Annotated in this window: 26 protein-coding genes and 1 pseudogene; 15 read left to right on the plus strand and 12 right to left on the minus strand. The window is 40.2% G+C overall.

The annotated features are described in order from the left end of the window. The first annotated feature begins 54 nt into the window (after nt 1-54). The 4 genes from AC4CUZ_RS11890 to AC4CUZ_RS11905 are packed head-to-tail and all read left to right on the plus strand — an operon-like array spanning nt 55 to nt 3,763. Complete coding sequence (locus AC4CUZ_RS11890; RefSeq protein WP_004984748.1) at nt 55-564, plus strand: low molecular weight protein-tyrosine-phosphatase; 510 nt, start codon at nt 55-57, stop codon at nt 562-564. 13 nt (nt 565-577) lie between these two features. Beyond that, the gene (gene murB, locus AC4CUZ_RS11895) at nt 578-1,606 is read left to right on the plus strand and encodes a UDP-N-acetylmuramate dehydrogenase (protein WP_279691961.1); all 1,029 of its coding nucleotides are present in this window, start codon (nt 578-580) and stop codon (nt 1,604-1,606) included. A 13-nt stretch (nt 1,607-1,619) separates the two neighbouring features. Then, nucleotides 1,620-2,732 (plus strand): YdcF family protein, encoded by a 1,113-nt coding sequence (locus tag AC4CUZ_RS11900; RefSeq protein ID WP_004696939.1) that lies wholly within the window; start codon nt 1,620-1,622, stop codon nt 2,730-2,732. Then, the gene (locus AC4CUZ_RS11905; RefSeq protein WP_004696940.1) at nt 2,732-3,763 is read left to right on the plus strand and encodes an alpha/beta hydrolase; all 1,032 of its coding nucleotides are present in this window, start codon (nt 2,732-2,734) and stop codon (nt 3,761-3,763) included. Before AC4CUZ_RS11900 ends, AC4CUZ_RS11905 begins: the two co-directional genes overlap by 1 nt. A gap of 59 nt (nt 3,764-3,822) precedes the next feature. Here AC4CUZ_RS11905 and AC4CUZ_RS11910 read toward each other — a convergent pair whose 3' ends face one another. Then, entirely contained in the window at nt 3,823-5,493 is a 1,671-nt protein-coding gene (locus AC4CUZ_RS11910; RefSeq protein ID WP_490747634.1) for an FMN-binding glutamate synthase family protein, read from the minus strand. Between the two features lie 298 nt (nt 5,494-5,791). Here AC4CUZ_RS11910 and AC4CUZ_RS11915 point away from each other — a divergent pair, with 298 nt between their 5' ends. Then, the gene (locus tag AC4CUZ_RS11915; protein ID WP_004696942.1) at nt 5,792-6,478 is read left to right on the plus strand and encodes a LuxR C-terminal-related transcriptional regulator; all 687 of its coding nucleotides are present in this window, start codon (nt 5,792-5,794) and stop codon (nt 6,476-6,478) included. Continuing rightward, on the plus strand, nt 6,475-8,373 hold the full coding sequence (locus AC4CUZ_RS11920) for a sensor histidine kinase (protein WP_490747635.1): 1,899 nt from the start codon (nt 6,475-6,477) through the stop codon (nt 8,371-8,373). The genes AC4CUZ_RS11915 and AC4CUZ_RS11920 overlap by 4 nt, the downstream gene beginning before the upstream one ends. Before the next feature lie 26 nt (nt 8,374-8,399). Here AC4CUZ_RS11920 and AC4CUZ_RS11925 read toward each other — a convergent pair whose 3' ends face one another. Together AC4CUZ_RS11925 and AC4CUZ_RS11930 are read right to left on the minus strand one after the other, a co-directional pair. Continuing rightward, the gene (locus tag AC4CUZ_RS11925; protein ID WP_490747636.1) at nt 8,400-9,566 is read right to left on the minus strand and encodes a ribosomal protein uL16 3-hydroxylase; all 1,167 of its coding nucleotides are present in this window, start codon (nt 9,564-9,566) and stop codon (nt 8,400-8,402) included. Nucleotides 9,567-9,773: 207 nt separating this feature from the next. Next, nucleotides 9,774-10,539 (minus strand): annotated as a pseudogene (locus tag AC4CUZ_RS11930) (IS5-like element ISAba31 family transposase). An 80-nt stretch (nt 10,540-10,619) separates the two neighbouring features. On the opposite strand from AC4CUZ_RS11930, the gene AC4CUZ_RS11935 reads away from it, so the two are divergent. Then, on the plus strand, nt 10,620-11,042 hold the full coding sequence (locus AC4CUZ_RS11935) for a hypothetical protein (protein WP_004696946.1): 423 nt from the start codon (nt 10,620-10,622) through the stop codon (nt 11,040-11,042). A gap of 112 nt (nt 11,043-11,154) precedes the next feature. Here the strand turns inward: AC4CUZ_RS11935 and AC4CUZ_RS11940 are convergent, their stop codons facing one another. Both AC4CUZ_RS11940 and AC4CUZ_RS11945 read right to left on the minus strand, forming a co-directional pair. Further along, complete coding sequence (locus AC4CUZ_RS11940; RefSeq protein WP_004696948.1) at nt 11,155-11,748, minus strand: Maf family protein; 594 nt, start codon at nt 11,746-11,748, stop codon at nt 11,155-11,157. Further along, nucleotides 11,745-12,131: a DUF2237 family protein gene (locus AC4CUZ_RS11945; protein WP_490747637.1), complete on the minus strand. Its 387-nt coding sequence runs from the start codon at nt 12,129-12,131 to the stop codon at nt 11,745-11,747. The genes AC4CUZ_RS11940 and AC4CUZ_RS11945 overlap by 4 nt, the downstream gene beginning before the upstream one ends. 139 nt (nt 12,132-12,270) lie before the next feature. Here AC4CUZ_RS11945 and AC4CUZ_RS11950 point away from each other — a divergent pair, with 139 nt between their 5' ends. The 4 genes from AC4CUZ_RS11950 (at nt 12,271) to AC4CUZ_RS11965 (ending at nt 15,995) form a co-directional block, all read left to right on the plus strand. After that, nucleotides 12,271-13,461 (plus strand): phosphoglycerate kinase, encoded by a 1,191-nt coding sequence (locus AC4CUZ_RS11950; RefSeq protein WP_490747638.1) that lies wholly within the window; start codon nt 12,271-12,273, stop codon nt 13,459-13,461. Nucleotides 13,462-13,609: 148 nt separating this feature from the next. After that, complete coding sequence (locus tag AC4CUZ_RS11955) at nt 13,610-13,885, plus strand: hypothetical protein (RefSeq protein WP_114837420.1); 276 nt, start codon at nt 13,610-13,612, stop codon at nt 13,883-13,885. A 121-nt stretch (nt 13,886-14,006) separates the two neighbouring features. Continuing rightward, nucleotides 14,007-15,044, plus strand: coding sequence for a class II fructose-bisphosphate aldolase (gene fba, locus AC4CUZ_RS11960; protein ID WP_004696956.1), 1,038 nt, complete (start codon nt 14,007-14,009; stop codon nt 15,042-15,044). 93 nt (nt 15,045-15,137) lie between these two features. Next, complete coding sequence (locus AC4CUZ_RS11965) at nt 15,138-15,995, plus strand: DMT family transporter (RefSeq protein ID WP_114837888.1); 858 nt, start codon at nt 15,138-15,140, stop codon at nt 15,993-15,995. Between the two features lie 293 nt (nt 15,996-16,288). On the opposite strand, the gene nfsB is transcribed toward AC4CUZ_RS11965, so the two are convergent. Then, entirely contained in the window at nt 16,289-16,942 is a 654-nt protein-coding gene (nfsB, locus tag AC4CUZ_RS11970) for an oxygen-insensitive NAD(P)H nitroreductase (protein ID WP_005401202.1), read from the minus strand. A 595-nt stretch (nt 16,943-17,537) separates the two neighbouring features. Between nfsB and AC4CUZ_RS11975 the strand changes: the two genes are divergently transcribed. Further along, nucleotides 17,538-17,765: a hypothetical protein gene (locus AC4CUZ_RS11975; protein ID WP_004696967.1), complete on the plus strand. Its 228-nt coding sequence runs from the start codon at nt 17,538-17,540 to the stop codon at nt 17,763-17,765. Between the two features lie 62 nt (nt 17,766-17,827). Here AC4CUZ_RS11975 and AC4CUZ_RS11980 read toward each other — a convergent pair whose 3' ends face one another. Continuing rightward, complete coding sequence (locus tag AC4CUZ_RS11980; protein WP_490747639.1) at nt 17,828-18,547, minus strand: UDP-2,3-diacylglucosamine diphosphatase; 720 nt, start codon at nt 18,545-18,547, stop codon at nt 17,828-17,830. An 88-nt stretch (nt 18,548-18,635) separates the two neighbouring features. Then, a complete protein-coding gene (locus tag AC4CUZ_RS11985) occupies nt 18,636-19,145 on the minus strand; it encodes a peptidylprolyl isomerase (protein WP_004696971.1) in 510 nt (169 codons plus the stop codon). A 235-nt stretch (nt 19,146-19,380) separates the two neighbouring features. Here AC4CUZ_RS11985 and AC4CUZ_RS11990 point away from each other — a divergent pair, with 235 nt between their 5' ends. From AC4CUZ_RS11990 to AC4CUZ_RS12000, 3 genes are all read left to right on the plus strand, one after another. Next, nucleotides 19,381-21,099 carry a glutamine--tRNA ligase/YqeY domain fusion protein gene (locus AC4CUZ_RS11990; RefSeq protein WP_490747640.1) on the plus strand — a complete coding sequence of 573 codons (1,719 nt, stop codon included), beginning with the start codon at nt 19,381-19,383 and terminating at the stop codon, nt 21,097-21,099. 80 nt (nt 21,100-21,179) lie between these two features. Further along, the gene (locus tag AC4CUZ_RS11995; RefSeq protein ID WP_004696975.1) at nt 21,180-22,091 is read left to right on the plus strand and encodes a bestrophin family protein; all 912 of its coding nucleotides are present in this window, start codon (nt 21,180-21,182) and stop codon (nt 22,089-22,091) included. Nucleotides 22,092-22,210: 119 nt separating this feature from the next. Continuing rightward, a complete protein-coding gene (locus tag AC4CUZ_RS12000) occupies nt 22,211-22,672 on the plus strand; it encodes an SRPBCC domain-containing protein (protein WP_004696977.1) in 462 nt (153 codons plus the stop codon). On the opposite strand, the gene AC4CUZ_RS12005 is transcribed toward AC4CUZ_RS12000, so the two are convergent. The 4 genes from AC4CUZ_RS12005 to trmA form a co-directional block, all read right to left on the minus strand. Continuing rightward, nucleotides 22,666-23,205 carry a lecithin retinol acyltransferase family protein gene (locus tag AC4CUZ_RS12005; protein WP_004696979.1) on the minus strand — a complete coding sequence of 180 codons (540 nt, stop codon included), beginning with the start codon at nt 23,203-23,205 and terminating at the stop codon, nt 22,666-22,668. The genes AC4CUZ_RS12000 and AC4CUZ_RS12005 overlap by 7 nt on opposite strands. A 201-nt stretch (nt 23,206-23,406) precedes the next feature. Next, on the minus strand, nt 23,407-23,655 hold the full coding sequence (locus AC4CUZ_RS12010) for a hypothetical protein (RefSeq protein WP_004696981.1): 249 nt from the start codon (nt 23,653-23,655) through the stop codon (nt 23,407-23,409). 207 nt (nt 23,656-23,862) lie between these two features. Continuing rightward, a complete protein-coding gene (locus tag AC4CUZ_RS12015) occupies nt 23,863-24,087 on the minus strand; it encodes a hypothetical protein (RefSeq protein ID WP_004696983.1) in 225 nt (74 codons plus the stop codon). Nucleotides 24,088-24,329: 242 nt separating this feature from the next. Further along, nucleotides 24,330-25,412: a tRNA (uridine(54)-C5)-methyltransferase TrmA gene (gene trmA / locus AC4CUZ_RS12020; RefSeq protein WP_281962975.1), complete on the minus strand. Its 1,083-nt coding sequence runs from the start codon at nt 25,410-25,412 to the stop codon at nt 24,330-24,332. Nucleotides 25,413-25,488: the final 76 nt, after the last annotated feature.

Raw genomic sequence — 25,488 nt, forward strand, 5'->3', positions numbered from 1 at the left:
CCTCTAAATAACTTAACATAAGACACTTGAAAATAAAGCTGTTTCGAGGTGGTTATGTCATTCACAGCGCCCTATAAGGTGTTATGTGTCTGTTTAGGAAATATTTGTCGTTCTCCCACGGCAGAAGTGGTTCTCAGACATTTTTGTGATGCACATCAGCTCAATATCGAAATCGATTCGGCGGGAACCAGTAACTACCATCCCAACAAAGCACCTGACTTACGTAGTCAAGAACATGCTTTAAAACGGGGCTATGATTTATCCAGCTTACGCGCACGACAGTTACAGACCCATGATTTTGTTCATTTCGATTTAATTTTGGCGATGGATCATCTTAATTTTGATGATATTCAAGCCTTGTATCAAACAGCGCAAACTGAATTTGGTACTCAGCCTCTCCGCGCTAAAATTGCACTGATGTCTGAACATGACGCGCAGTATCCGCAGCAAGCATTACCTGATCCTTACTATGGTGGCTCTGATGGTTTTGAACGTGTTCTTGACCAATGTGAGTCGAGCAGCCAAGCGTGGGTCAGTATTTTTAAACAACACTTTGAACAGTAATTAAGGTTCGTGCATGCAAATCGAAACACAAAAACAGCTTAAACCTTTTAATACGTTAAGTTTAAATGCGATAGCCTCTCATTATGTTCAAATTCACAGTCCAGATGAGCTTGTAGAAGCATTGGACTATGCACAGCAACACGCTTTGAATGTCATGATTTTATCTGGTGGAAGTAATATGCTGCTTCCTGCACAAATTGATGCTTTGGTTGTGCATATGAACATTCTAGGCGTAGAAAACCTGTCTGAAGATGCAACGACCAAAACTATACGGGTCGGTGCGGGTCAAGTTTGGCATGACTTTGTGCTTTGGACGACAGCACACCATTTATTTGGCTTACAGAATTTGGCGTTGATTCCAGGCCTCGTGGGCGCATCTCCTGTACAAAATATTGGGGCTTATGGTGTAGAGGCCGGTGAGTTCATCGAAAGCGTGCAAGTCTATGACCGACAGTTGAAAACATTTAGCGATATTCAAGCTAAAGACTGTGCATTTAGTTATCGTCATAGTATTTTTAAAGATGATCCAAATCGCTATGTGATTACACATGTGACTTTCAAGTTGTTGAAAAAAGAAGATTTGAAAATTAGCTATGGCGACTTAAAACAAGCCGTGGGTGATGAGCTCACTGCTTTTAATTTACAACAACAAGTGATTCAGATTCGTCAAAGTAAATTGCCTGATCCGAAAGAATTTCCTAACGTAGGCAGTTTTTTTAAGAACCCAATTATTAGTCAGCAAGCTTATGACCTTTTAGCCCAACAATTTGAAAAATTGCCACATTATCCGCAGCCGAATGGTGATGTTAAAATTGCAGCAGGTTGGTTGATTGATCAATCGGGCTGGAAAGGTAAGCAGCTTGGTGTGGTCGGGATGTTTGCCAAACAAGCCTTGGTTTTAGTGAATTATGCCAATGCAGATTTGAACGATGTACAGAGCACATACCGTGCAGTACAGCAGGATGTGTATAATAAATTTAAAGTTTTGCTGGAACCTGAGCCTGTGCTATTTAATTCGGCGGGTCTCATCCAATCCCATTAGGATCGTTAAAAGTATGAGTAAAACCCATAAAATGGTGCGTTTAATGCAAATCACTTCGGTGCTGTTTGCATTTTTCGGCTGTTTAATGATTTTTATTTATACACCTTTTTATTCTAAGCTGATTGTGGCGACATTGAATGCCTTTGTCCCTGTAGATGTCAATGAAGTTGCAGCACAAAGTCAAAAAATGGCGGCACTCAGTGAGCAAGAGAGCTTAGAACCAGGTTCTGATTTGTGGATTGCCCGTCAAGCGTACTTACAGTTGATGGAAGAACAAATTAAAGAACATAATTCGCAAAACCTAACCACGATTCAAGCACGTTATAAAGCACTGCAAGAGTTGATTATTTCTGAACAGCGTGAAGAACAAGAAAAAGAGCAAAAGCCTCAAATTCCTTTGGTGGTTGAGACGGCAAGTTCCGAGGTTGACCCGACTGAAAATGTCAAAGAACTGCTAGAGCTGAATAGCAAAGAAAATAAAGCCTTGATGGAACATTATCTCGACTTTTTAAAAACACATAAAGTTGAGACTGTAGAGGAAGAGCCGATAGATGAACAAATCTATCAGGACATCGCACAAATACATGCACAAAATGAAGAGAGAAAAGCGGCATTAAACATGCCGAATGCCATAGTTGTTTTGGGTGGCGGATTAACTTTAGATAAAAATCGTAAAGATATTGTGGTGAATGAATATACGCGATTACGTCTTGAAACCACATTGCAGGTCGAACAACAGTTCAAGCTCCCCATTGTGCTTAGCGGTGTCGAAGCTCCGTATATGCAAAAATGGTTAAAGGCGCGTGGCGTCGACGCGAAATTATTGGAGGATCGTAGTATGAATACCTGCGAAAACTCGCGCTTTAGCTCTTTGCTGTTGCAGAAAAAAGGTGGCGCACCACGAGTGATTTTAATTACAGATCAATATCATATGCCTCGTACACGCCGTTTATTTGCTTTAAATGGTATCGAAACACAGCCGATTGAGGCACCTATGCCGACCCAATTAACCCAATGGCGTCCAAGTGAACAAAATTATGATCATAGTCGCCGTGCCAATTATGAAATGCTCGCAACGATACGCGATGTACTGTTGGGTTCGAGTGACTGTAGGGAGATTCCATAATGCCTGAACTTCCTTTTTTAAATCCATCGGTACTCAAACAGCTTGAACTTCCTGTGCCGAGTCGTGAGACGACACCACAGCTGTTAATGCCTTTGAATCTGAACCAGCCGTATGAGGCATCGGTGGAGATGGTATCTTATCGTCGTTTATATGGTTTAGATGCGTTGGACTGTGATCACTGGCAAGGTTATGTTCAAATGCCTTTGTTTAAGCTGCATGTCCAAGTTTTTGCACCAAAAATTGAAAAAATCAAAGGTTCAGTCTGTCTGTTGCATGGTTATTTAGAGCATAGCGGAATTTATCAACCCATTATTAAAGAGTTGCTTGAACAAGGCTTTAGTGTACTGACCTATGATCTTCCGGGGCATGGACTCAGTGATGGATCACCTGCGAATATCCAAAATTTTGATCATTATCAAGATGTGTTACATGCTGTGGTGCGCTATGTCAAACATGCAGAACAGTTACCGCAACCGTGGCTAGGCATAGGACAGAGCACGGGTGGTGCAATTTTGATGCATCATTTGCTTGAGTTTGCCGAACGCCGTGAAAACCCTTATGTGCAACGTGTTTTGTTGTTGTCGCCACTCATTCGACCTGCAAAATCCGCTTGGTGGCATAACTCGGTTGGATTAGGCATTATTCGTCGGATTAAACGTCAAGTGCCGCGTCATTTTAGGCGGAATAATCACAACCCAGAGTTCTTACGCTTTGTTCGTTTAAAAGATCCGCTACAACCTCGCATGATGGGTATGGATTGGATTTTGGCTATGTCCAAATGGATGTTGGAAATGGAGCAGCGCCCAGCCTGCCGCATTCCTGTCTGGTTAGCCCAAGGTGCGCTGGATCAGACGGTAGACTGGCGTTATAACATTGAGTTTATTCGTGAAAAGTTCCGCTTACAAACTTTATTGATGTTGGAGGAAGGTTCACATCAATTGATCAATGAACGTTCAGATATTCGTGCGGCATTAACAGGTCTAATTCCAGCCTTTTTACATGCGCAAGGTTCATCGAGTGGTTATTACTAACATTCTGTGATTTCTGTTATCGAAAATAAAAAAAGAGGCTGATAGAGCCTCCTTTTTATTTAGAAATGTTCTAATTTGGACATATTCCACATACGGAAATAGAAGTTCTCTTCATCTTTATTTTCACAAGACAGCAGTTCACCATCTTTTAACCAAAAATGCAGCTGCGCATAGTTTCGAATTTCTCGGTCATTAATGCGCTGTGCTAAATGGCGTGCTTTAATTTCTGCTGGATGTTTTAAGCCCGCTGAAGCAATCATTTCTGAAAGTGCCTTTAATGTGTTGTCATGAAAATGCAAAATGCGTTCGGCTTTTGTGGGCACATGTATTGCTTTTTGACGCTCTTTGTCTTGTGTCGCAACACCAACAGGGCATTGGTTGGTATGACAACTTTGCGCTTGAATGCAGCCCACCGCGAACATAAACCCTCGTGCAGAATTGACCCAATCTGCACCAATTGCCATGGTACTGGCAATATCAAAGGCACTAACCAATTTGCCACTGGCACCAATTTTGATCTGGTCACGTAAACCAGCACCGACCAGTGTATTGTGTACAAAAAGTAAGCCTTCACGTAGTGGTACGCCCATATTGTCTATCAGCTCGATAGGCGCTGCACCTGTACCGCCTTCGGAACCATCTACAACAATAAAATCAGGAATAATTTGAGTATGTAGCATGGCCTTAACAATACTCATAAACTGCCAAGGCTGACCAATACACAGCTTGAAACCGACTGGTTTACCTTCAGATAACTCACGCAGTTTTTGAATAAAATGCATCATCTGAATTGGCGTTTTGAAGGCAGAGTGACTTGAGGGGGAAACACAGTCATGATCGCGGCTGACGCCCCGTATTTCTGCAATCTCTTCAGAAATTTTATCTTTCGGTAGAATCCCGCCATGACCGGGTTTTGCTCCCTGCGAGAGCTTGATTTCGATCATTTTGACTTGAGGTCGTTTGGCTTGAACGGCAAATTTTTCAGGGTCAAATTGACCATCTAGAGTACGGCAGCCAAAATAACCACTGCCTAACTCCCAAACAATATCGCCTCCATATTCAAGATGGTACGGACTTAAACTGCCTTCGCCAGTATCATGGTAAAAACCACCCATTTGCGCTCCTTTGTTTAAAGCACGAATGGCATTGGCGCTTAAGCTGCCAAAACTCATGGCTGAAATATTGAAAATAGAAGCACTATAAGGTTGTGAGCATTGCGAATTACCCACCAAAATACGGAAGGTTTTAGGGTCAGCAGGTGTGCATGGGCTCAGTGAATGAGTCATGAAGCGGTAATTGTCCGCATAGACATCGATAATGGAGCCGAATGGCTTATCTGCATTTTGGTTTTTTGCACGTTGATAGACTAAACTACGTTGCATACGCGAAAAAGGCAGTGCATCTTGATCGGCCTCAATAAAATACTGGCGAATTTCAGGGCGGAAATCTTCAAAAATAAAACGAAAGTGCCCCATGATCGGGTAGTTCTTTAAGATCGAATGTTTATTTTGTAAAACATCATGCAAGCCAACAAGACTCAGTAAACCTGTGATTAGCCAAATACTGTTCAGTAAAGTATCCGAAATAAAATAATTAATATAGATAGGGGTATGGCTAAAATGAAAAAAAGTAATGCTCAAAAAAATAAAAATACACAATAGCCAAATGGAGTGCCGTGAAAAAAAAGTATTGAGTAATTTATGACGTATGGATTGAGCAGGGCTAGACATATGGCTGGGCATCCTTCCTGGTTGTTTAGACCTAATGTGCCAAGTCTCTATTTCATCTACAAGTAATAAATTGTTGTTAAGCCCGTTATTATTTGCAGGAGGAATCCAATATTAAAATTGCGGATAAATTTTATACAGATCGATATCTTTCAGAATTTAAAGTATATAAAATGAATATGAACAAGCGCTTATTGTTCAAAAGAAAAAATTATAAATTACTTACTTCTAGGGATAGGTTAGGCCAAGCTTGCATCGGTATAGTGTGCTTGAAGAATGATAAGAAAAAGGGGAAGCTTCAGTGAAAAATAAGGAAACTGTTTTGCCTGCACCTGTTTTAATCGTGGAAGATGAAGCCATGATTCGCTCGCGCCTAGATCTGATCCTGTCGGAGCTGGGCTATAGTCAAGATATGCTGATTTTTGCTAAAAATTTAGCTGAAGCCATGCAAATCATTGCATCACAACCGATTTCTTTAGCTTTAGTTGATTTAGGGTTGCCTGATGGAAATGGCATCACCTTAATTGAAAAACTTAGAGAGATAGACGAAAGCGCCTTAATTTTGGTGATTTCGGCATGGAGTACACAGCAAAGTTTATTTGCCTCGATTAAGGCAGGAGCGAATGGCTATGTATTGAAAGAACGTGATGATGCCGAAGTGCTAATGTCGATACGGAGTATTTTGCGCGGTGGTGCACCGATTGACCCCTTTATTGCTCGCGAAATTTTAAATCAAATCTCAACCTCAAATACTCCCCAAACTGAGCGTGTAGAGCAGTTAGATGGTCAGGACTATGACCAACTGACCAATCGAGAAACTGAAATTCTCAACTTGGTGGCACAAGGCCTGAGTAACCGCGAAATTGCTGAGCAATTATTTGTTTCGCGCTATACCGTTGAAAGCCATATTAAGCATATTTACCGCAAGCTTTCTGTTTCAAAAAGAACCAAAGCAGTCAGCACTGCTCGTTCTTTAGGTATTTTATGAGAAATGGCTGGCTGAGCATTTTTGTCACACTGTGTTTTTGTGTGCTTAGTTTTGCCAGTTCCGCACAAACGAACTTTGCTGTTAGTCCAACCTGTAAAGTGAATGTCGATAAAATTTCTGCGGTGAAAACAAGTTCTATCGATGTTGTTCCGAAGACGGGATGGGTAGAGGTTAAAAACCCTGACGTGTGGACAGAACGCTGGCCACATTACGATGGCGGCGTTTGGTACCATTTTAATTGGCATTGGAGTTGTAACGACAGTAATGAACTGAAGCAGCCTTTAGCATTTTCTGTGGAAGGCATGAGTAGCGCAGGCGCTGTTTTTTTTAATCGAAACCTGCTTTGGAAAGATAAGCATTTAGTTGAACCCCTATCAAAAAGTTGGAATACTCCGCGTTTTTGGATCCTTCCTGTCGAAAGCTTAAAACAAAAAAACAATGACATTTGGGTCTATGTGGTTGGTAATAGTTATGAAAGTCCGGGTTTAGGCAAACTAGAATTTTCTGATATCACAACAGCACATGATAAACAACAAAAAAGAATTTGGAACAAGAGAGCACTGTTTCAAGTCAATTTAGTCATTTCCACCACCTTAGGTTTGGTGTGCTTTGTCATTTGGTTTTTTAGACGCAATGAAACGACATTTCTGTGGTTTTCTGTTAGCTGTTTGTTTTGGGTATTGTTTATTTGGAATGTCATCAACCGAGAAGTGTTTCCATATCCAAACTCCTTGTGGGTCATGAAAACTAACCTGACTTTTTTTGTTTTATACAATGTTTGCTTTTCCATTTACTTACTGCGCTTTGTGAAAACAAAGTTTGCTGAATTAGAGAAAACCTTATTTTTAGTTGCTGCAGTGTGTATTGTCACCATCTTGTTTATCCCAAGTTTGATGGTCAATATCGTATTTGCTGTGATTTTCTTGTTATGTATTGCATTATTTATCGCATCATTCTGCTTTGTGATTTATCGCGCTTATAAAACCAAGCGCCGTGATTTTATTTTGTTGGCGGTTTGTTTAAGTGTGATTCTTATCGTCATGCTTTACGATATTTCACTACTTTTTGATGGACATATTAATGACCATCAGCCTTTGTCGCCGTATACCTCACCGGTGATCACTTTTTTTATTGTGATTATTCTCGCAACACGATTAGATAAAAATATTAAAAAAATACAAAGATTTAATAGTGAACTTGAGCAACGAGTGAGCTTTGTGACCAGTAATCTGTCCTCTAGTTTATATGCTCGACATCAATTAGAGCTTGAAAATGTCCGCCTACAAGAGCGTATTCATTTAGCGCATGATTTGCACGATGGTTTGGGTGCATCTTTGGTTCGTTCCATGATTTTAGTGGATCAGAGCTCCAGCACCATGTCGAATCAACAATTTTTATCCATCCTCAAATTGCTTCGAGATGATTTAAGACAAATTATTGATAGTGGTTCTTTAACCAATAACAAAACGCCAGATAATCCTGTGTTATGGATTGCTCCTGTTCGGCATCGGTTTAGTCAGATCATGGATGAGTTGGATATTGAGGCGACTTGGAGCATTCCAGAGGCATGGGAAATACAACCGACAGCACTACAATGTTTGACTTTAATTCGTGTTCTTGAAGAAAGTTTGACTAATATTATGAAGCACAGTCAAGCACGGCATATTGATGTAAAAATGTATTATCCAAGTACAACTCACTTGGTCATGATTATTCAGGATGATGGCGTAGGTTTTAATGTGGAGTGTGTGCTTAACCACGGGATGGGCATTGGTATGCGCAGTATGAAAATGCGTTTAGAAAAAATTGGTGCTGAGCTCAATATCGAATCTGAAAAAGGCTGTACCAAAATTATTGCCAGTTTAAGGTTTGGTGAGGGAGAAAGTGCTGAGTAGATTAGACTACCCAGCACTTGGTTTGCTTAAGCTTCGTCAGGTGGGAGTAGCATTAAGACGGATTCGTTCATCAGCATCGCAATGTCTTCTAGAATATCGGCATCATATAAGCTTTCATCAAGTAACAGTGCTTCACCATCTGCTAAATTCTTGAGTAATGGTGCAAATTGCTCCGAAATGCATAGCCCTTCACCGTTTGCCCAAAATAAGAATTCATCTTCATCGTGAGTATAAAGTAGGCGAGAAGCGGGTTCTAAGATCAGCTGATAGCCTTGGTCTAAAATACCTTCTAAATCTCCTGTGCCAATTTCTTCAGCTTCAGGAATATTTTCAGGGTATTTCGGCTCTGATATCAAGGTCATAATAGCATCTTCAAGCAAAGTTGAATTTTGTAGCTGAGCCAAAATTTCTGCTTTTAAATAATCCAATTCGTTTTGTGTTAATTGACCGATCGGGCTTTGTTGATCACGGACAATATCGAGCAAAGGATTACGCAGCAGAGCGTTATCAGATAGTTTATCGCCTACACGGTCTACCATGTCGGTGACGTTTGGCATACGGAAGCCAAAAGAGAAGGTCAGACAGTCATCTTCAGCTACACCAAAATGTGATAAACTTGGTGGTACATAAAGTAGATCACCTGGTGCTAATACTTCGTCAAAATGTACGTCAATTTCAGGTAGTAATTTTAAAGGTTGGCCTGCAACAATCTCAGATTCAGCATCGCACATTTGACCCAATTGCCAACGACGGTGTCCATAACCTTGAACTAAAAAGACATCGTAAAAGTCAAAATGCTTTCCGACAGAGCCACCTTTAGGCGCATAAGACACCATGATGTCATCACGGCGCCACTGCGGAATAAAAGGAAATTTTTTCCACAGTGCTGCTAAGTCAAAAGAGTAGTGATCTACGGCTTGAACCAATAAAGTCCAGAGTTTTGGCATCTTTTGGAAATCAGTTTTTAACAGCGGTGAAGACTTGACCGACCACTGATTTGGGTCACGGTCTTTTTGTTTGATGAGACGAGCTGTGACATTTTCATCTAAAGCCAGTTCCATGATATCGCTAGGTTCTAAAATATTGATAATTTCAGGCAGCGCGTTGCGGACCAATAATGGCTTTTTTTGCCAATATTCGGCAAGGAACTGTTCAGCTGTAATACCGCCAAGAACATCAAGAGATTGGGACATGGAAATAGCCTAAGCAAATTTAAAACAATATTGTGACTATTGTCTTATGATCGAAGGCCTATGTGCAAGTATCGTTAGATTTATTTAAATGCGCTTGGTTGATTTAAATAAATTAAGTTTGTCTGAGTCGTTATGATTGCAGGCATCAAAATTTTTACAGCATAATAGGTCTAAAATATAGTGAAGAAAAATAGGGTCTGTTGACATTTACTGTTCATAATTAACCCTATAAAGGTAGCCATAAAAATATACAGGCTAAAGCAACAGAACTTTGATAATTTCTTTTGAGCTTGTCATATCGAGTAGCTATTCCTCTAAATTGCTTTAATCTACAAAACATATTTTCAACTAAATGCCTGATTTTATATAAATACCAGTCCATATGGTCATTGTTCGATTGGCTATTTGTTTTCTTTGGTATATTCGCTTTAGTCCCTGTTTTCCTGATCTGTTCACGCAGTGGTTCTGAATCATAGCCTTTATCTGCACATACCACTTTTGTCTCTTTTAAATCTAATGTTGATATTAAATCAGGTGCAACTTTAACATCATGTGTGGTTCCATCGGTAATCATGAAATCAATAGGATTGCCATGTGCATCAACAATCAAATGTATTTTTGAGGAGTTTCCTCCTACACTTTTAGAAATAGATTGATTCGCTATGCCGGCAGAATGTTGATGAGCACGTACATGAGAGCCATCAATAAAAATCCACTCCATATCGGGGCATGAGGCTAGTAATTTGAATAATCTAAGTAACTTACCGCTGCTTGACCAACGATTAAAACGTTTGAAAATAGAGTTTGAATGACCAAAACAAGAAGGAATATCTCGCCACGGACAGCCTGTTCTAATTCTATAGAGAATAGCTTCAATAAAATTGCGTAAATTTGAGTTGTGGTGAATGGATAAATTACGCAGAATAACTTTCAACTTTTGCCAGTGTTGATCTGTCAGCATGGTACGAGGCATAGCGAATAGTAAAATTGGGTTTGGCGATTTGATTTTACTACTTCGCTATTTTTTTAAGCTAAAAGTGTCAACACACCCTAATGTTAAGTAAAGAAGATGCCGAGAAAATGGCGAATGAGATATTGCAAAAAGAAAGAGGGAAAAGTCAGTCCAAATTAGCGAAAAAATCATCCTCAATCGATAGGATATACAAAACAAAAAATTTGGCTAAGGTGCCGCAATATCAGCATATTTTACTTTTTAGACAAGCCAAAAGTCTTGCTGAAGATCATCCGCTATATAATAAAATGTGGTATGGCTATTTGGTATTGGCATTGTTATTTGTCAAATATCTCTTTAGACAGAGGGAAAATGTGAGTAGCTTTGACCCTAATAATATTGGTCTATTTTCATTTCTTATTCTTTTTATGCTGATTACGCTGTACCGTAGTCTATTCATTCGAATGTACTTTAAACGACTCATTCAAGCTTATCTCTCAGCAAATTCGTCTAAAAAGCTTTGAGCGATTGGCCATAATTATATTCATGATCTTGTTAAATTTAATATTCAGAATTGAACGGCAACATCTGCTGCCGTTCAATTTATTGGGAATCAACTAAAAACACTTCTAATAATTATGGCACAAGTACTTTTAATTCACGCAGAATATTGCATAACTGAATCATAGGCATACCCATCAACGTGGTTTGATCTTGTCCTATCATTTGTTCAAATAAGCTGATACCAAGGCTTTCACACTTGAAGCTTCCTGCACACATCAGTGGCTGTTCAATTTCAACATAACGCTGAATTTCAGGCAGTCCCAGTTTACGGAACTTAACTTTATAGTGCTCAACTAGACTACGTTCAAAACCTGTTGAGTGTTGCTGCACGCTGAGTGCGGTACTGAAGTAGACAATTTTGTCCGAATTGGCCTGTAGCTGTTTAATGGCTTTTTCAGTACTCAATGGCTTACCAATAAAAATATCGGGTGCACCTTCACGCCATGCCACTTGATCTGAACCAATCACGATTGCTTCAGGGTTTTGTGACGCAATGACATGCGCTTTTTCAAAAGCCAGTCGCTTGGCTAAATCATCGGCATGGCTTTCACCACGAGGCGATTCGTCTATATCAGGGACAACGCAGCGGTAGTCTAGGCGTAAACGGTTCATGAGGTCTTTACGAGTTTGACTGCTTGATGCCAAGATGATTTCTGAAGTATTCATTCGACTGCATATTCCATAAGCACATTCAGTGGTACATAGGACAGTACAGCTTGATGGCAAGCTTGAACTTTAACAGGAGGCGCAAAACCGACCTGATAAGCTTCTACCCAACGGGTCACACAGATACACCAAAAGTCACCAGGTTGTAGACCTGGAAAGTCAACTTCAGGCACAGGGGTAATGAGATCATTACCTACACGCTGAGAAAAATTTAAAAACTCAGAGGTCATTTCAACACAGATCGTGTGTTGTCCCAAATCGGAAGGTGCTGTATGACAAAAACCATTACGGAAATATCCCGTAATCGGGGAATAACAACAGCTGGATAAAGGTTCACCCAAAACGTTTAAACGGTTTAGATTTGGATCAGGATGAATAGACATAAATGCTAAATCTAGTGAGACTTTTCACTATGATAGCAAAACTTTGCCTTTCGTTTGCTTTTCTGCAAAAGAAGCTAACCTTTTTCTGCATAATCATTTAAAATCGACGCGATTTTTATATATAGAAAGAGAGCTCTACATGAATTTTCAGCGTATGACTGACCTCGATTTAACGGGTAAACGTGTTCTTATTCGCGAAGATTTAAACGTTCCTGTTAAAAATGGTGTGATTACAAGTGATGCACGTTTACGTGCCGCTTTACCAACAATTAAAGCAGCGTTAGCACAAGGCGCTGCCCTAATGGTTTATTCTCACCTTGGTCGTCCAGTTGAAGGTGAGCCAAAACCAGAACAATCATTAGCACCTGTTGCAGCGTATTTGACTGAAGCATTGGGTCAAGACGTTCAATTAGTGACGGATTACCTTGATGGTGTTGAAGTGGCAGCAGGTCAAGTGGTACTCCTTGAAAACTGCCGTTTTAACGTGGGTGAAAAGAAAAACAACCCAGAACTTGCGGCAAAATATGCAGCACTTTGTGATGTATTTGTGATGGATGCATTCGGCACAGCACACCGTGCAGAAGCATCAACTGAAGGCGTGGCACGTTTAGCGAAAGTTGCGGCGGCTGGTCCTCTATTGGCGGCTGAGTTAGATGCACTTGGTCGTGCATTACAAACCCCTGAAAAACCAATGGTTGCTATTGTTGCGGGTTCTAAAGTATCGACTAAGTTAGATGTGTTGACATCACTTTCTGATATTTGTGATCAATTGATCGTGGGTGGTGGTATTGCCAATACGTTCTTGGCCGCAGCAGGCTTCAATGTCGGTAAATCATTGTGTGAAAATGATTTGATCGATACAGCAAAAGCAATTGCTGCGAAAGTTTCTGTACCGCTTCCAACGGATGTTGTAGTAGCAGATGCTTCTGAAATCGATTTTGCAGACTTCTTAGGTTCATTGGCAGCAGCAAAAGCTGTCGTGAAAAAAGTTGAAGATGTGACTGACAATGACATGATTTTGGATGTAGGTCCAGAAACGGCAAAAGCATTTGCAGAAATTCTAAAAACGTCAAAAACGATTCTTTGGAATGGCCCAGTGGGCGTATTTGAAGTTGATCAATTCGGCGAAGGCACAAAAACTTTATCTTTAGCGATTGCTGAATCTGCTGGCTTCTCTATTGCAGGTGGTGGTGATACTTTAGCTGCGATTGATAAATACGAAGTTGCTGACAAAATCGGTTATATCTCAACTGGTGGTGGTGCATTCCTTGAGTTTGTCGAAGGCAAAACACTTCCTGCAGTTGCAGCGCTGATAGAGCGTGCACAATAATTATTGTGTGCTCATGCTGTTGTAAAAAGGTTGACTTCGGTCAACCTTTTTTATGAGCTTAACAAATCTATTCATCATTCAGTCATGAAAATGAAATAATGCTGAAATAAACTACAGGGCATTAAATCATCTGTTCTAGGAAAACATTATGAATTTAAAAATGACCCTTGCTGCACTTTTGTTAGCACCATTGGCACTGACTGCTTGTAAGAAAAATGAAGCACCAGAGCAAACCGCTGCGGCATCTGAAACAGCAGCAGTTGAAGAAGCTGTAACGGCTGAACAACAAGCGGCAATTGATGCGATTGATCAGCCAGAATTGGATGAAAAGAACAAAGACATTCCTGCTGAAGTTGCAAATGCATCTGCAGATGCTGCAACTGCGGATCCTGCCGTAGAGGCTTCGGCTGCTACAGCACACTAAATACACGCGAATTTCGTAAAAAGTCCCTGCAATTGCGGGGATTTTTTTTAAATAGTGTTATTTGTTGCTGAATTGAAACCTTTGAGCATGTAGAATATGTCGCATCAACTGGGAGGACATTATGGCTCTTATTTCATTGCGCCAGCTCTTGGATCACGCCGGCGAACATGCTTACGGCGTACCAGCATTCAACGTAAACAACTTAGAACAAATGCGCGCAATCATGCTTGCAGCAGATGCGACAAATTCACCTGTTATCGTACAAGCATCAGCGGGTGCGCGTAAATATGCAGGTGCTCCATTCTTACGTCATCTTATTTTGGCTGCAATTGAAGAATGGCCACACATTCCAGTGGTAATGCATCAAGACCATGGTACAGATCCGGACGTTTGCCAACGTTCAATTCAATTGGGCTTCTCATCAGTAATGATGGATGGTTCATTGGGTGCAGACGGTAAAACACCAACAACGTATGAGTACAACGTTGATGTAACTCGTCGTACAGTACAAATGGCGCATGCATGTGGTGTTTCAGTTGAAGGTGAAATCGGTTGTTTAGGTAGCCTTGAAACTGGTCTAGCGGGTGAAGAAGATGGTGTAGGCGCTGAAGGTGTTCTTGATCATTCTCAACTTCTCACTTCAGTTGAAGAAGCACGTCAGTTCGTTGCAGATACCAATGTAGATGCACTTGCAATTGCAGTAGGTACTTCACACGGTGCATACAAGTTCACGCGTCCACCTACAGGCGATATTTTGGCAATTGACCGCATTAAAGAAATTCATGCGGCACTTCCAAATACCCACCTTGTGATGCACGGTTCAAGCTCTGTACCACAAGAATGGTTAGCGATCATTAACCAGTATGGCGGCGACATCAAAGAAACTTATGGTGTTCCTGTTGAGCAATTGGTTGAAGCAATCAAGCACGGTGTTCGTAAAATCAACATCGATACAGACTTGCGTTTAGCATCGACTGGTGCAATGCGTCGTATGATGGCTGAACAACCAAGCGAATTTGACCCTCGTAAATTCTTCGCGAAAACTGTAGATGCAATGAAACAAATTTGTGTTGACCGTTATGAAGCATTTGGTACTGCGGGTAATGCCGATAAGATTCGTCCAATTTCTTTAGAGAAAATGGTTGATCGTTATAAATAATTCTTTTTGAATCATTTATATTGGAAAAGCCCACCCTGATGTGGGCTTTTCTATGTGTGTTTATATTCGAGGCGACAATAATAAGAGTGTGCTATGGAACTGATATTTGCTGCGGCCTGTTGTAGTGTGGTGGTCTCCATTCTTTTAAAATGGGGCAAAAACAAAGGATTTGATCCGATCCAGATGATTAGCTGGAACTATGCTTCAGCCAGTTTACTGTGTTACTTCTGGTTTAAACCTGATCTAAGCCACGTTTCTATTTCAAATACCCCTTGGTGGCTGATTGTCGCGCTTGGTGTTTTGTTGCCGAGTGTATTTTTATTTTTAGCTAAATCTTTACAATATGCAGGCATTGTCAAAACAGAAATCGCACAGCGTTTGTCGGTGATTTTATCTTTATTGGCGGCTTATTTTATTTTTCAAGAACAGTTTAATCAGCTCAAAATTATCGGGGTGGTCTTGGGGCTTGCCGCCGTGATGTGCATTTTATTTACCAATGCCTCTGGTGGTGGAGAAGGTCAAAAACAGGCTGTGTGGTATTTAGCACTAGTCTGGTTTGGTTATGCGCTGATTGATGTCTTACTCAAATATACAACAGGGCTGGGTGTGCAGTTTTCCGTTGCGTTAAACCTGATGTTTATTTGTGCGTTTTTATTGTCAGTCGGTTATGTTGCCGTGATTACGAAAAATATCGGCTTAACCAAGAACGTCGTGGCAGGTCTATGTCTTGGGGTGTTGAACTTTGCCAATATCGCACTTTATGTCAAAGCTCATCTGCTACTCAAGGATAGCCCAGCGGTGGTTTTTGCGGGCATGAATATTATGGTGGTGCTGTTAGGTGTATTCAGTGGGCTGCTTTTCTTTAAAGAGAAGCTCAAACTCCCAACAGTCATCGGATTGGTGTTGGGTATCACAAGCGTGGCTTGTTTAGCTTACGCAATGTCTGTTTAAAATAGTTCTGCACAAAGGAAAAAGGGTGTTTGAGCAGATCTTCAATTACTGCAATTCCTAATAACAGCCCTGGTTGCTCACAACTGGGGCAATCGGGATAGTGAGGGCGCATGATATGTTGATACTGACCTAAATAGATTTTATTACAGTGTGCACATTCAAATTCCATCGGCATATTGGGCTTAACAGACATCAGCAACCTCACTATTTTTGTTTTGACATTAAACATGATAATGCAATTTTCAGGCCCAAAATATAAAAGGGACTAAAGTCCCTTTTATATACAAATAGCATTACAGCTGCGTGAAAATATCTTCTTTGCTTAAACGAGACTTTGGCAATTTTGCATTAAAGTCGGCATCACTACGATAGCCTAGTGTAAGCAATACAGAAGGGATTAGACCTTGTTCGGCTAAACCCAGCTCTTCACTAATAATGGATTCATCAAAACCACCAATTGGTGTCGCATCAATTTTTTCAATACCAGCAGCCAATAGAATTTGACCTAAAGCAATAAAGGTTTGGTTCTCAGCCCAACGCTGCACATCACCTTTTTTATTGCGGTAATAGTTGACATAACCTGAACGGCTGTCTTTTTGGCCCTGCTTAGTTGCCTCATCTTTAAAACGACCATGTAGGTCATCTTGATGCAATAAATTTTCCAAATGTTGCTCAGAAATATCGGCTTTGGTGCAAAATAAAATCGTATGTGATGAATCTAGCACTTTGGGTGCATTGTATGAGTATTTACCTACTAGTGCTTTTGCAATCCGCTCTTTGGCGTTTGTGTTTTCTGCAATGAAGAAGTGCCAAGGCTGGATATTGATAGACGATGGCGTTAAGCGGAGAATTTCTAATAATCGAGTAAACTGTTCATGAGGGATCTTTCTATTTGGGTCATAAGCTTTGGTGGTATAACGACTTTTTGAAATATTTAGCAGATCCATAATCACACTCAATTTATTGTTGATGTCTCATTCTAACCGATGAAAGGAGACTTGTGATCACGTTACAATCAGAACAGACTTAGATTTTAGTTGAATATGTGTACCAGCGGAATACGCATTTAAGCGCCTGTGATGATAGCTATAAATAGATCTAGCCCTAAGTAATAGGATGACATGACATGACATGGTTTTGGCACTTTTGTGAGGATGTATTTAATTAGTATATAGGTCAGGATGTCTATGCATGCTTTCAAAGTGCGGATAGCTCAACACAAAATAGAAGAACAAGTCCTAGTATTTGGTGGTGGTGAATAAAGTATTTACATGAAAAGTTTTTTATTTCAAACAGATAAAATAATAAAAAAATCATACTATTAAAAAATGGGCTACTTTTGCTTAAATCTTGACAACCTAGTATAATGCAGACTACGAGTAGGTATTGTTCCTGCTTTTCTATGATATAGCTGATTGTGATCTATCTGAGTTCAAGCATATGACTTGAATATCATCATTGTAACTACAGAATTATTATTCAAAACCCGTTTTATTAATCTCTTTGTTCCATCACAAAAAGCTCACTTAGTGAGTTAAAATTTTGACAACTTTAAATACATGGCGTGTTGCTACAGCCGTAAATGGTAGTGAAATCAATGTAAAATTGGTGCCACTTAAACGTCAACAAAATACAAATCACGGTTTAATTTGGGTTGAAGTGGGGCATATGATTCAACTTGAATCTGGCGAAACTCTTCCAATGAACTTAGATGGTTTGAGCTTTTATACCGGTGTTAATCAATTGTATCGTCTAAATGAGTTGAACTAAGGCGATAAGTACTTGAGTTAAGCATTATGTGTAATATTGATTGGTATAGTAAAAAAATGGCATTAATACTGCCATTTTTTTAATGCCAAATTTTGTAGATGACCATTCGCATTAATTTCTAAAATCTGAGCTGAATCTTCTTTCCAGTCACCAAGTACAATTCTCTTTTTCCCATCGATATCATGAATATTGGCGCGGTGGGTGTGTCCGTGAATTAGTAAATCCGCATTGCTTAATGCTGATTGAACAGCATCTTGATTCACATCCATGACTTCATAGCTTTTAAACTGTTGCGCTTGACGGCTTTTTTTACGAAACCCATTGGCCAATTTTTGTCTAAAGCCAAGCGGCGTACTTTTTAGAAACTTCAGCAGAAGTGGATTACGAATAATTTTACGAAAGCGCTGATAGGATACGTCGTCCGTGCAAAGTAGATCACCGTGTTCAATACGAATGGTGTGATCTGAAAGATTGAGTGTGCATACTTCGGCTAACAGTTGACCATTAAATTGGTCGAGGAACTGTTGTCCTAGGGCAAAATCACGGTTACCTGCTAAGAAATAGATGTGATTGCCTGCATTTGAAAACTTTTTTAAGGCGCGAATGATTTCATCTAGCCAAGGGACTGTGTAGTCATCACCAATCCATGCATTGAACCAGTCGCCTAAAATATAGAGCTGGGTATTCTTGTTTTTATAAGCATCTAATAAATCTAAAAACCCCCGAACGAGTCGAGGGTGATCTGGTGACAAGTGTAAATCAGCGATAAACAAATAGGTCACGGAAGTTTCCATTTTAATTTATCTCCCTAAATCCCTCTTTTAAAAGAGGGACTTCCTCCCTTTTTTAAAGGGAGGTTAGGAGGGATTCTTACTCAGAAATGATCTTAGCAGATTCAATCACAACGTTTTCTAGTGGAACGTCAGCGTGGTAGCCACGGTTGCCAGTACGAACGCCTTTAATTTCGTTTACTACGTCTAGACCTTCAGTTACTTTACCGAAAACTGCATAACCCCAACCTTGTGCATTTTTGCCAGAGTGGTTAAGGAAAGAGTTGTTACCCACGTTAATAAAGAACTGCGCAGATGCAGAGTGAGGTGCTTGTGTACGCGCCATTGCAATTGTACCAAGGTCATTGGTTAAGCCGTTATCAGCTTCGTTTTCAATTGCATCACGTGTTGCTTTTTCTTTGAAGTTTTCATCCATACCACCACCTTGGATCATGAAGCCATCGATCACGCGGTGGAAAATTACGCCGTCATAGAAACCGTCACGTACGTATTCTAAGAAGTTAGCAACAGTAATTGGTGCTTTTTCGTTGTTAAGTTCAAGAACAATACGACCTTTATTGGTGTTTAATTCGACTTGAGGAAAACTCATTGTGTAATCTCCTAATCATGGACATCAAAGCCATGGGTTTTTTGGTTGTGAGAAGCATAAGCAAACTGTAAACTACAAGGCAAGTAAAAACGTTATTTTCTTTGTAAAATAGATCAAATATCGTTTAAGGGGCTGTAAAATATTCATAAATCGACTGATAGATCAGTTAGAATTATGCTCGTATAGCAGGACCCTATTTTTCCTTAATTTTTTTCATCAAAGTGATTTTTAAACTATGAAGCCGAATGATGTTGTTTCAACACTGCCAAATAACCCGACACCAAGTAACAATGCCTCTGTCGCAGCGCAGCAAGAACAACAGCCAGGCTTAGACTTTATTCGCCAAGTGATTACCGATGATTTGGCTGAAGGTCGTACGCAAAAAGTAGTCACGCGTTTCCCGCCAGAGCCGAATGGTTATTTACATATTGGTCACGTGAAAGCGATTTGCTTAAACTTTGGTATTGCCAACGAGTTTGATGGTTTTTGCAACCTACGTTTTGATGACACCAACCCAGATGCTGAAGAACAAGAGTATGTAGATGGGATCGCCAACGACGTTAAATGGTTAGGTTTTGAATGGAATGGTGAACCACGCTATGCATCAAGCTATTTTGATCAACTCCATGCATGGGCGATTCAACTGATTAAACAGGGTGATGCTTATGTTGATTTGCAGTCACCTGAAGAAATTCGTTTGAACCGTGGTAACTTTATTGAGCCAGGTAAAAACTCGCCTTACCGCAATACTTCAGTTGAAGAAAACCTTGCGCGTTTCGAAAAAATGAACAATGGTGAGTTTGCCGAAGGTGAAGCTGTTCTGCGTGCCAAGATTGATATGGCATCTCCAAATGTGCATATGCGTGATCCTATTTTGTATCGTGTACTCCATTCAGAGCATCACCAAACAGGTGATAAATGGAAAATGTACCCAATGTACGATTATGCGCATCCATTATCCGATGCAATTGAAGGCATTACTCACTCATTATGTACTTTGGAATTTCAAGATCACCGTCCGTTTTATGACTGGGTGGTTGAAAAAGTTCATTCTGAAGCAGTACCACGTCAGTATGAATCTAGCCGTTTAAATATCGACTACACCATTACCTCTAAGCGTAAATTGCGTAAATTGGTTGAAGGTGGTTATGTCAATGGATGGGATGACCCACGTATGCCAACCGTTGTAGGTATGCGTCGTCGTGGTTTTACCCCAGAAGGCCTACGTGACTTCTGTAAGCGTGTTGGTGTGTCGAAGTCAGATGGTATTGTTGATGTTGCAATGCTTGAATACTGCATCCGTCAGTCTTTGGAAAATACAGCTGCTCGTGGTATGGCAGTATTGAATCCACTCAAAGTCACACTCACAAATTTGCCTAACGATATAGATTTAACTCATTCACGTCATCCAAATGTAGACATGGGTGAGCGTGTAATTCCGTTAACCTCTGAAATTTACATTGACCGTAAAGACTTTGAAGAAGAACCACCAAAAGGCTTCAAGCGTTTAATTCCGGGTGGTGAAGTTCGTCTACGTCATGCTTATGTCATTAAGTGTGATGAAGTGATTAAAGATGAAAACGGTAAAGTGGTTGAGTTGAAATGTTCAATCGACCCTGAAACTTTGGGCAAAAATCCAGAAGGTCGTAAAGTTAAAGGGGTGATTCACTGGGTATCTGCGACTAAAGGCATTCCTGCTGAAGTGCGTATTTATGATCGCCTGTTTACAGAGTCGGACCCTGAAGTGGGCGATGATTTCTTAGCGAACTTGAATCCTGATTCATTGAAAATTGTAAACGCGGTGATTGAGCCTGCATTGGCGCAAGCACAGCCTGAAGACCGTTTCCAATTTGAGCGTGAAGGTTATTTTGTTGCAGATCAATACGACCATACAGCAGAGAAACCTGTGTTTAACCGTATTTTAGACTTAAAAGACAGCTTTAAGCCTAAATAAGCGCTGTTTGCTTGATTTGGATAGATATAAGGCTCAACTTCGGTTGAGCCTTTTCGTAGCGAAACCAATAGGAATATACTGTGATCGTTCGAGATAAAACCAATAGCTTTGCATTACTCTTTGCTTGGCGTGGCACCATTTTGCCGAAAGTGTTTCCGGCACTGATGGTCGGTGTTTTAATTTCAACTCTTTTGGTTTATCTAGCGACTCAACATTACGTGACAGCTCCTGCAGTGCCTGTCATTGGGTTTACTGTATTTGGTGTGATTCTTTCGATTTTCTTAAGCTTTCGAAATACAGCGTGTTATGACCGCTGGTGGGAAGGGCGTAAGCTATGGGGCGCAATGATTGCCAACGCACGGCATATGATCCGTGATAGTTATGTCTTAAATGATGCAGAGCGTACAGTTTTGATGTATCGCGTGATGTTATTTAGTCATTTGCTTCGAGATCGTTTACGGCAGCAAAGTCATACCTATGACCACTATCAAGCCAAAGTACAACTGACAGTAGAGCAGTGGGAGGTATTGGCTACGCATATTAATCCACCGCAATATCTATTAGAGCTTACGCAGAAAGATCTGGCGGTGTTGTATAAGCGTGGTGAGATTAGCGATATTATTTACAGTATGCTGACTAAGCATACGGTGGCAATGGGAGATATTCACGCTGGTTGTGACCGTATTTCATCTACACCTCTGCCATTTTCTTATTCAGTTTTGTTACACCGTGCCGTGTACTCTTTCTGTCTCATTTTACCTTTTAGTTTAAGTTCCAGTCTCGGTTTTTGGTCACCGGTGATCGTGGCCTTAATTGCCTATCTATTATTGGGTTTAGATGCGCTAAGTGCAGAGTTAGAAGAACCCTTCGGGCTTCAGGAAAATGATTTGCCTTTAGATGCTATTGTGCGGGGCATAGAGCGCGAAATGCTCAGTTCTTTAAATGAATCTTTGCCAGAACCAGTAAGTGCGCATAGAGCCAATTTAAGTTAAAGCAGTGAACAAATCCATAACAGAAAATGAGCGGATTGCCTGAGCCATAACAAATTTTCGATATGATTGGTTTGTTGAGATGTGCTATCACTAAGTTTAAAAGTGATAGGGATATAACAATGACTACCGTGATCGAAACTCAGATGTTGATTCGCCGTTCTGTCAATATTGTGTTTAACGCTTTTGTTGATCCACTTATAACCACCAAGTTTTGGTTTAGTCAGTCTTCGGGCTATTTAGAAAAAGGCGCAATGGTCGATTGGACCTGGGATAAATACCAAATTACACACTCGACTCATGTCCTACAAGTCGTTGAAAATGAGTTGATCTGCATCGAATGGGGCACGCCTAAAACTAAAGTGGATTTTGTATTTGAAAAAATCGACAGCATGAATACCTATGTGATCATTCGAAATTATGACATTGAGTTACAAGGTAATGAGCTGATTCATTATGTGATGGATGCAACAGGTGGCTTTACTACAGTGCTAGATGGTGCCAAGGCATGGCTTGAATACGATATCCAGCTCAACTTGGTTGAAGATAAATTTCCGCCTTTTCAACTGCGTTCACATCAGTGATCTTTTTTAGAGCGTTCCTCTTTAAACTCAAAATAGTTCCCAAGCTGCTGTTTGGCCTTATCACGTAATTTCTTTTTGATGTAGAGCACCAAGGCAAAACAGGTGGTGGTCAGCGTTAACATCAGGCTGTTCATGAAACTCATCATAGAGCTGACATAGCCAATAGTAGTAAGTCTGTTCATCATTTTGATGACTTGTGGGCTACTTTCAACGCCTGTAATGGCCCATGTGCATAAGTGTTCACAGTTATTGATAATAAGATGGTAGTTGTTTTCATGCATGCGTGAGCGCATACGGCGAACCACTTTACGGCCTTTATATTTGGGGGCTTGGTACTGATTAACTGTAATTTTACGTCCGTGGCTAAAGTTCTCGATGGAGGTGATTTCAATCGGATACTTTTTAAAAAGATGTGCAAAACCTGAATAATGAATCACACGTCCACGCCCCGCATATATGCCGTGATGCGTATAGCCAAAATGTTTGACTATAAGATGAGCCCCCAAGGGGTAGTGGACTTTTTGTTGTTGCATGCCTAATACGTGCTAATTCATTACAGTTGTCTTTTATCTGTATTTTAAAGCTTCTGCTGTGAATTAGCGACTGTTTAGTGGGTTTCGGTTATTTGAGTTTACGATGATAGAAATAAAAGAGACCGATTGGAAAGGAGTATCTAGCTTTTGTGATCGCATTAAAAGAGGATGCAAGCATCCTCTTTTAAGATGAAGTAGTGTTTATTGATCCACTAGACCTAAAAGTGAGTTTTGGGTACTGCACATGCGTGTTGCTTCTTCAGTGTTCATCGCTTTCACGTCTTCTTCAAATTTCTTTTTTTGTTCTTTGAGTTGTTCTTCAGGCAAACCCATCTGCTCGGCAAGTTTTTCCATTTTTTCCCAAGACTCAACACAAGCTTTCGGCATCTTGCTACATGCTGTTAAAGATAAAAGGGTAATACATGTGCTGATTATGAGTAGTTTTTTCATTACTTAACCTTTTAATTTCAAACATTATTGATTTTTATATTGAGCCTGTAAGGTAACAAAAATTTAAGACTTTGTATAATATTTAAACGTGCAAAGTGTGCTGTGCTTCATATACCGTGGTTTTTTATACGCAGAATGATGTACAGCCATTAAAAAAGGCACTTAGATCAATCTAAGTGCCTTTTTGATGAATATTCAGTGACTCTACTACTGTAGAGGTCGATGCTGAAGTTCATTTAACTCCTTACGGCCATAGCCACGAGAAGCTAATACCTTTTTAATCCCAACAATCACTTCTTCATCGGTCGCTGTTTTAAGCTTTTCGATGAGCTGTTCATTGGTTTTACAAGAGCAGTCATTTTCAACACAAGCAATTTGATTTTTATGCTCGTTTTGCTGTTCATTTGAAAACAGCTTTTGCCAAAAACTCATATAGACTTCATTTACAACCTAACATAGGGTGAAATATAACCAATCTGTAAAATAATGCAAGTCAGCGTGAGAGATAAAAGCAGCGATCGATGTCGAAAAATTCCGATTATAGCGCAAGGTATTAACGTTATTATGACAGTTGAAATACTTGCATTTTATATAAGCTTATCTTTTTTCATGAAAATTAAAAAAGAAGCTCATTCAAGCTTCTTTTTTATACGGTTTAAGTTGCAACAAATTGTTTAAATTTTTTCCAGCAATACCCCAGACTCGACGTGATGGGTGTAGGGGAATTGGTCAAACAGCGCAAACTGTGAAATTTTATGGGTTTGGCTGAGTGTTTGTAAGTTGTCATGTAAGGTGTCAGGATTACACGAAATATAGATGATTCGTTCAAAACGCTGAATCAATTTCAAGGTTTCATCATCAATACCCGCACGCGGTGGGTCAACAAACACCGTATCGAACTCATAGCTGCTCATATCGATATTTGCTTCTTGTAAGCGACGGAATTCGCGTTCGCCGTTATAGGCTTGTGTGAAGTCTTCTGCCGATAAACGCGCGACTTGAATATTATCGATGTGGTTTTGTTCGATGTTCCACTGTGCTGCATACACCGAAGACTTAGCCAGTTCAGTGGCTAAGACACGGTTGAAACGGGTTGAGAGCGGTAGGGTAAAGTTACCATTGCCGCAGTAAAGTTCTAACAAATCTTTGTTCGACTGCTGTGCAGCATTACAGGCCCATTCGAGCATTTTTTGGCAGACTTGCGCATTGGGCTGCGTAAAGCTGCTTTCAATTTGTTTGTACTGATATTTGCGCTCAAAAACTTGTAGTTCTTCCACCACAAATTCATCAGTGAGTACCACTTTTTGACCACGGCTACGGCCAATCAACTTAATATTTAATTTTTCTGAAAGTTGTTTGGCTAAAACCTGCCATTGTTCATCGAGTGGGCAGCGATAAATCAGTGAAACCAGCATTTCACCCTTTAAGGTTGCTAAGAAATGCACTTCAAATAGGCGTTTTGAGAGGAGATCATTGCTTTTCAATTCTGCCAATAAAACAGGCATGAGCTGATTAATACTGGCATCAGCGATTGGGAAGTCATCAATACGAATGACTTTTTTCTGATTGTCTTCATCGCGTTCAAACATGGCATAAAACATATCATCTTCGGTATGCCAAATACGGAATTCTGCACGCATGCGAAAGTGTTTTTCAGGAGATTGAAAAACTTCAAGCGAAGGTGGAGTGAATTCAGCAAATTGAGCTGTAATTCGTTCAATTTTGGCGTCAAGTTGTTGTTGATAAGAAGAAGTCATATGCAGTAAAAATCGCAAACATATTGAAAAAAGAGATGGTAACAAAGTTTGCCGAATTAGCCTAAAGATATTCAGC

Source organism: Acinetobacter sp. 789_lipA (assembly GCF_058242845.1).

Excerpts from the sequence above, each read along its gene's own strand:
- AC4CUZ_RS11890 (WP_004984748.1), top strand. The coding sequence starts at position 55 with ATGTCATTCACAGCGCCCTATAAGGTGTTATGTGTCTGTTTAGGAAAT.
- murB (WP_279691961.1), top strand. The coding sequence starts at position 578 with ATGCAAATCGAAACACAAAAACAGCTTAAACCTTTTAATACGTTAAGT.
- AC4CUZ_RS11900 (WP_004696939.1), top strand. The coding sequence starts at position 1,620 with ATGAGTAAAACCCATAAAATGGTGCGTTTAATGCAAATCACTTCGGTG.
- AC4CUZ_RS11905 (WP_004696940.1), top strand. The coding sequence starts at position 2,732 with ATGCCTGAACTTCCTTTTTTAAATCCATCGGTACTCAAACAGCTTGAA.
- AC4CUZ_RS11910 (WP_490747634.1), bottom strand. The coding sequence starts at position 5,493 with ATGTCTAGCCCTGCTCAATCCATACGTCATAAATTACTCAATACTTTT.
- AC4CUZ_RS11920 (WP_490747635.1), top strand. The coding sequence starts at position 6,475 with ATGAGAAATGGCTGGCTGAGCATTTTTGTCACACTGTGTTTTTGTGTG.
- AC4CUZ_RS11925 (WP_490747636.1), bottom strand. The coding sequence starts at position 9,566 with ATGTCCCAATCTCTTGATGTTCTTGGCGGTATTACAGCTGAACAGTTC.
- AC4CUZ_RS11935 (WP_004696946.1), top strand. The coding sequence starts at position 10,620 with ATGTTAAGTAAAGAAGATGCCGAGAAAATGGCGAATGAGATATTGCAA.
- AC4CUZ_RS11940 (WP_004696948.1), bottom strand. The coding sequence starts at position 11,748 with ATGAATACTTCAGAAATCATCTTGGCATCAAGCAGTCAAACTCGTAAA.
- AC4CUZ_RS11945 (WP_490747637.1), bottom strand. The coding sequence starts at position 12,131 with ATGTCTATTCATCCTGATCCAAATCTAAACCGTTTAAACGTTTTGGGT.
- AC4CUZ_RS11950 (WP_490747638.1), top strand. The coding sequence starts at position 12,271 with ATGAATTTTCAGCGTATGACTGACCTCGATTTAACGGGTAAACGTGTT.
- AC4CUZ_RS11955 (WP_114837420.1), top strand. The coding sequence starts at position 13,610 with ATGAATTTAAAAATGACCCTTGCTGCACTTTTGTTAGCACCATTGGCA.
- fba (WP_004696956.1), top strand. The coding sequence starts at position 14,007 with ATGGCTCTTATTTCATTGCGCCAGCTCTTGGATCACGCCGGCGAACAT.
- AC4CUZ_RS11965 (WP_114837888.1), top strand. The coding sequence starts at position 15,138 with ATGGAACTGATATTTGCTGCGGCCTGTTGTAGTGTGGTGGTCTCCATT.
- nfsB (WP_005401202.1), bottom strand. The coding sequence starts at position 16,942 with ATGGATCTGCTAAATATTTCAAAAAGTCGTTATACCACCAAAGCTTAT.
- AC4CUZ_RS11985 (WP_004696971.1), bottom strand. The coding sequence starts at position 19,145 with ATGAGTTTTCCTCAAGTCGAATTAAACACCAATAAAGGTCGTATTGTT.
- AC4CUZ_RS11990 (WP_490747640.1), top strand. The coding sequence starts at position 19,381 with ATGAAGCCGAATGATGTTGTTTCAACACTGCCAAATAACCCGACACCA.
- AC4CUZ_RS12000 (WP_004696977.1), top strand. The coding sequence starts at position 22,211 with ATGACTACCGTGATCGAAACTCAGATGTTGATTCGCCGTTCTGTCAAT.
- AC4CUZ_RS12005 (WP_004696979.1), bottom strand. The coding sequence starts at position 23,205 with ATGCAACAACAAAAAGTCCACTACCCCTTGGGGGCTCATCTTATAGTC.
- AC4CUZ_RS12010 (WP_004696981.1), bottom strand. The coding sequence starts at position 23,655 with ATGAAAAAACTACTCATAATCAGCACATGTATTACCCTTTTATCTTTA.
- AC4CUZ_RS12015 (WP_004696983.1), bottom strand. The coding sequence starts at position 24,087 with ATGAGTTTTTGGCAAAAGCTGTTTTCAAATGAACAGCAAAACGAGCAT.
- trmA (WP_281962975.1), bottom strand. The coding sequence starts at position 25,412 with ATGACTTCTTCTTATCAACAACAACTTGACGCCAAAATTGAACGAATT.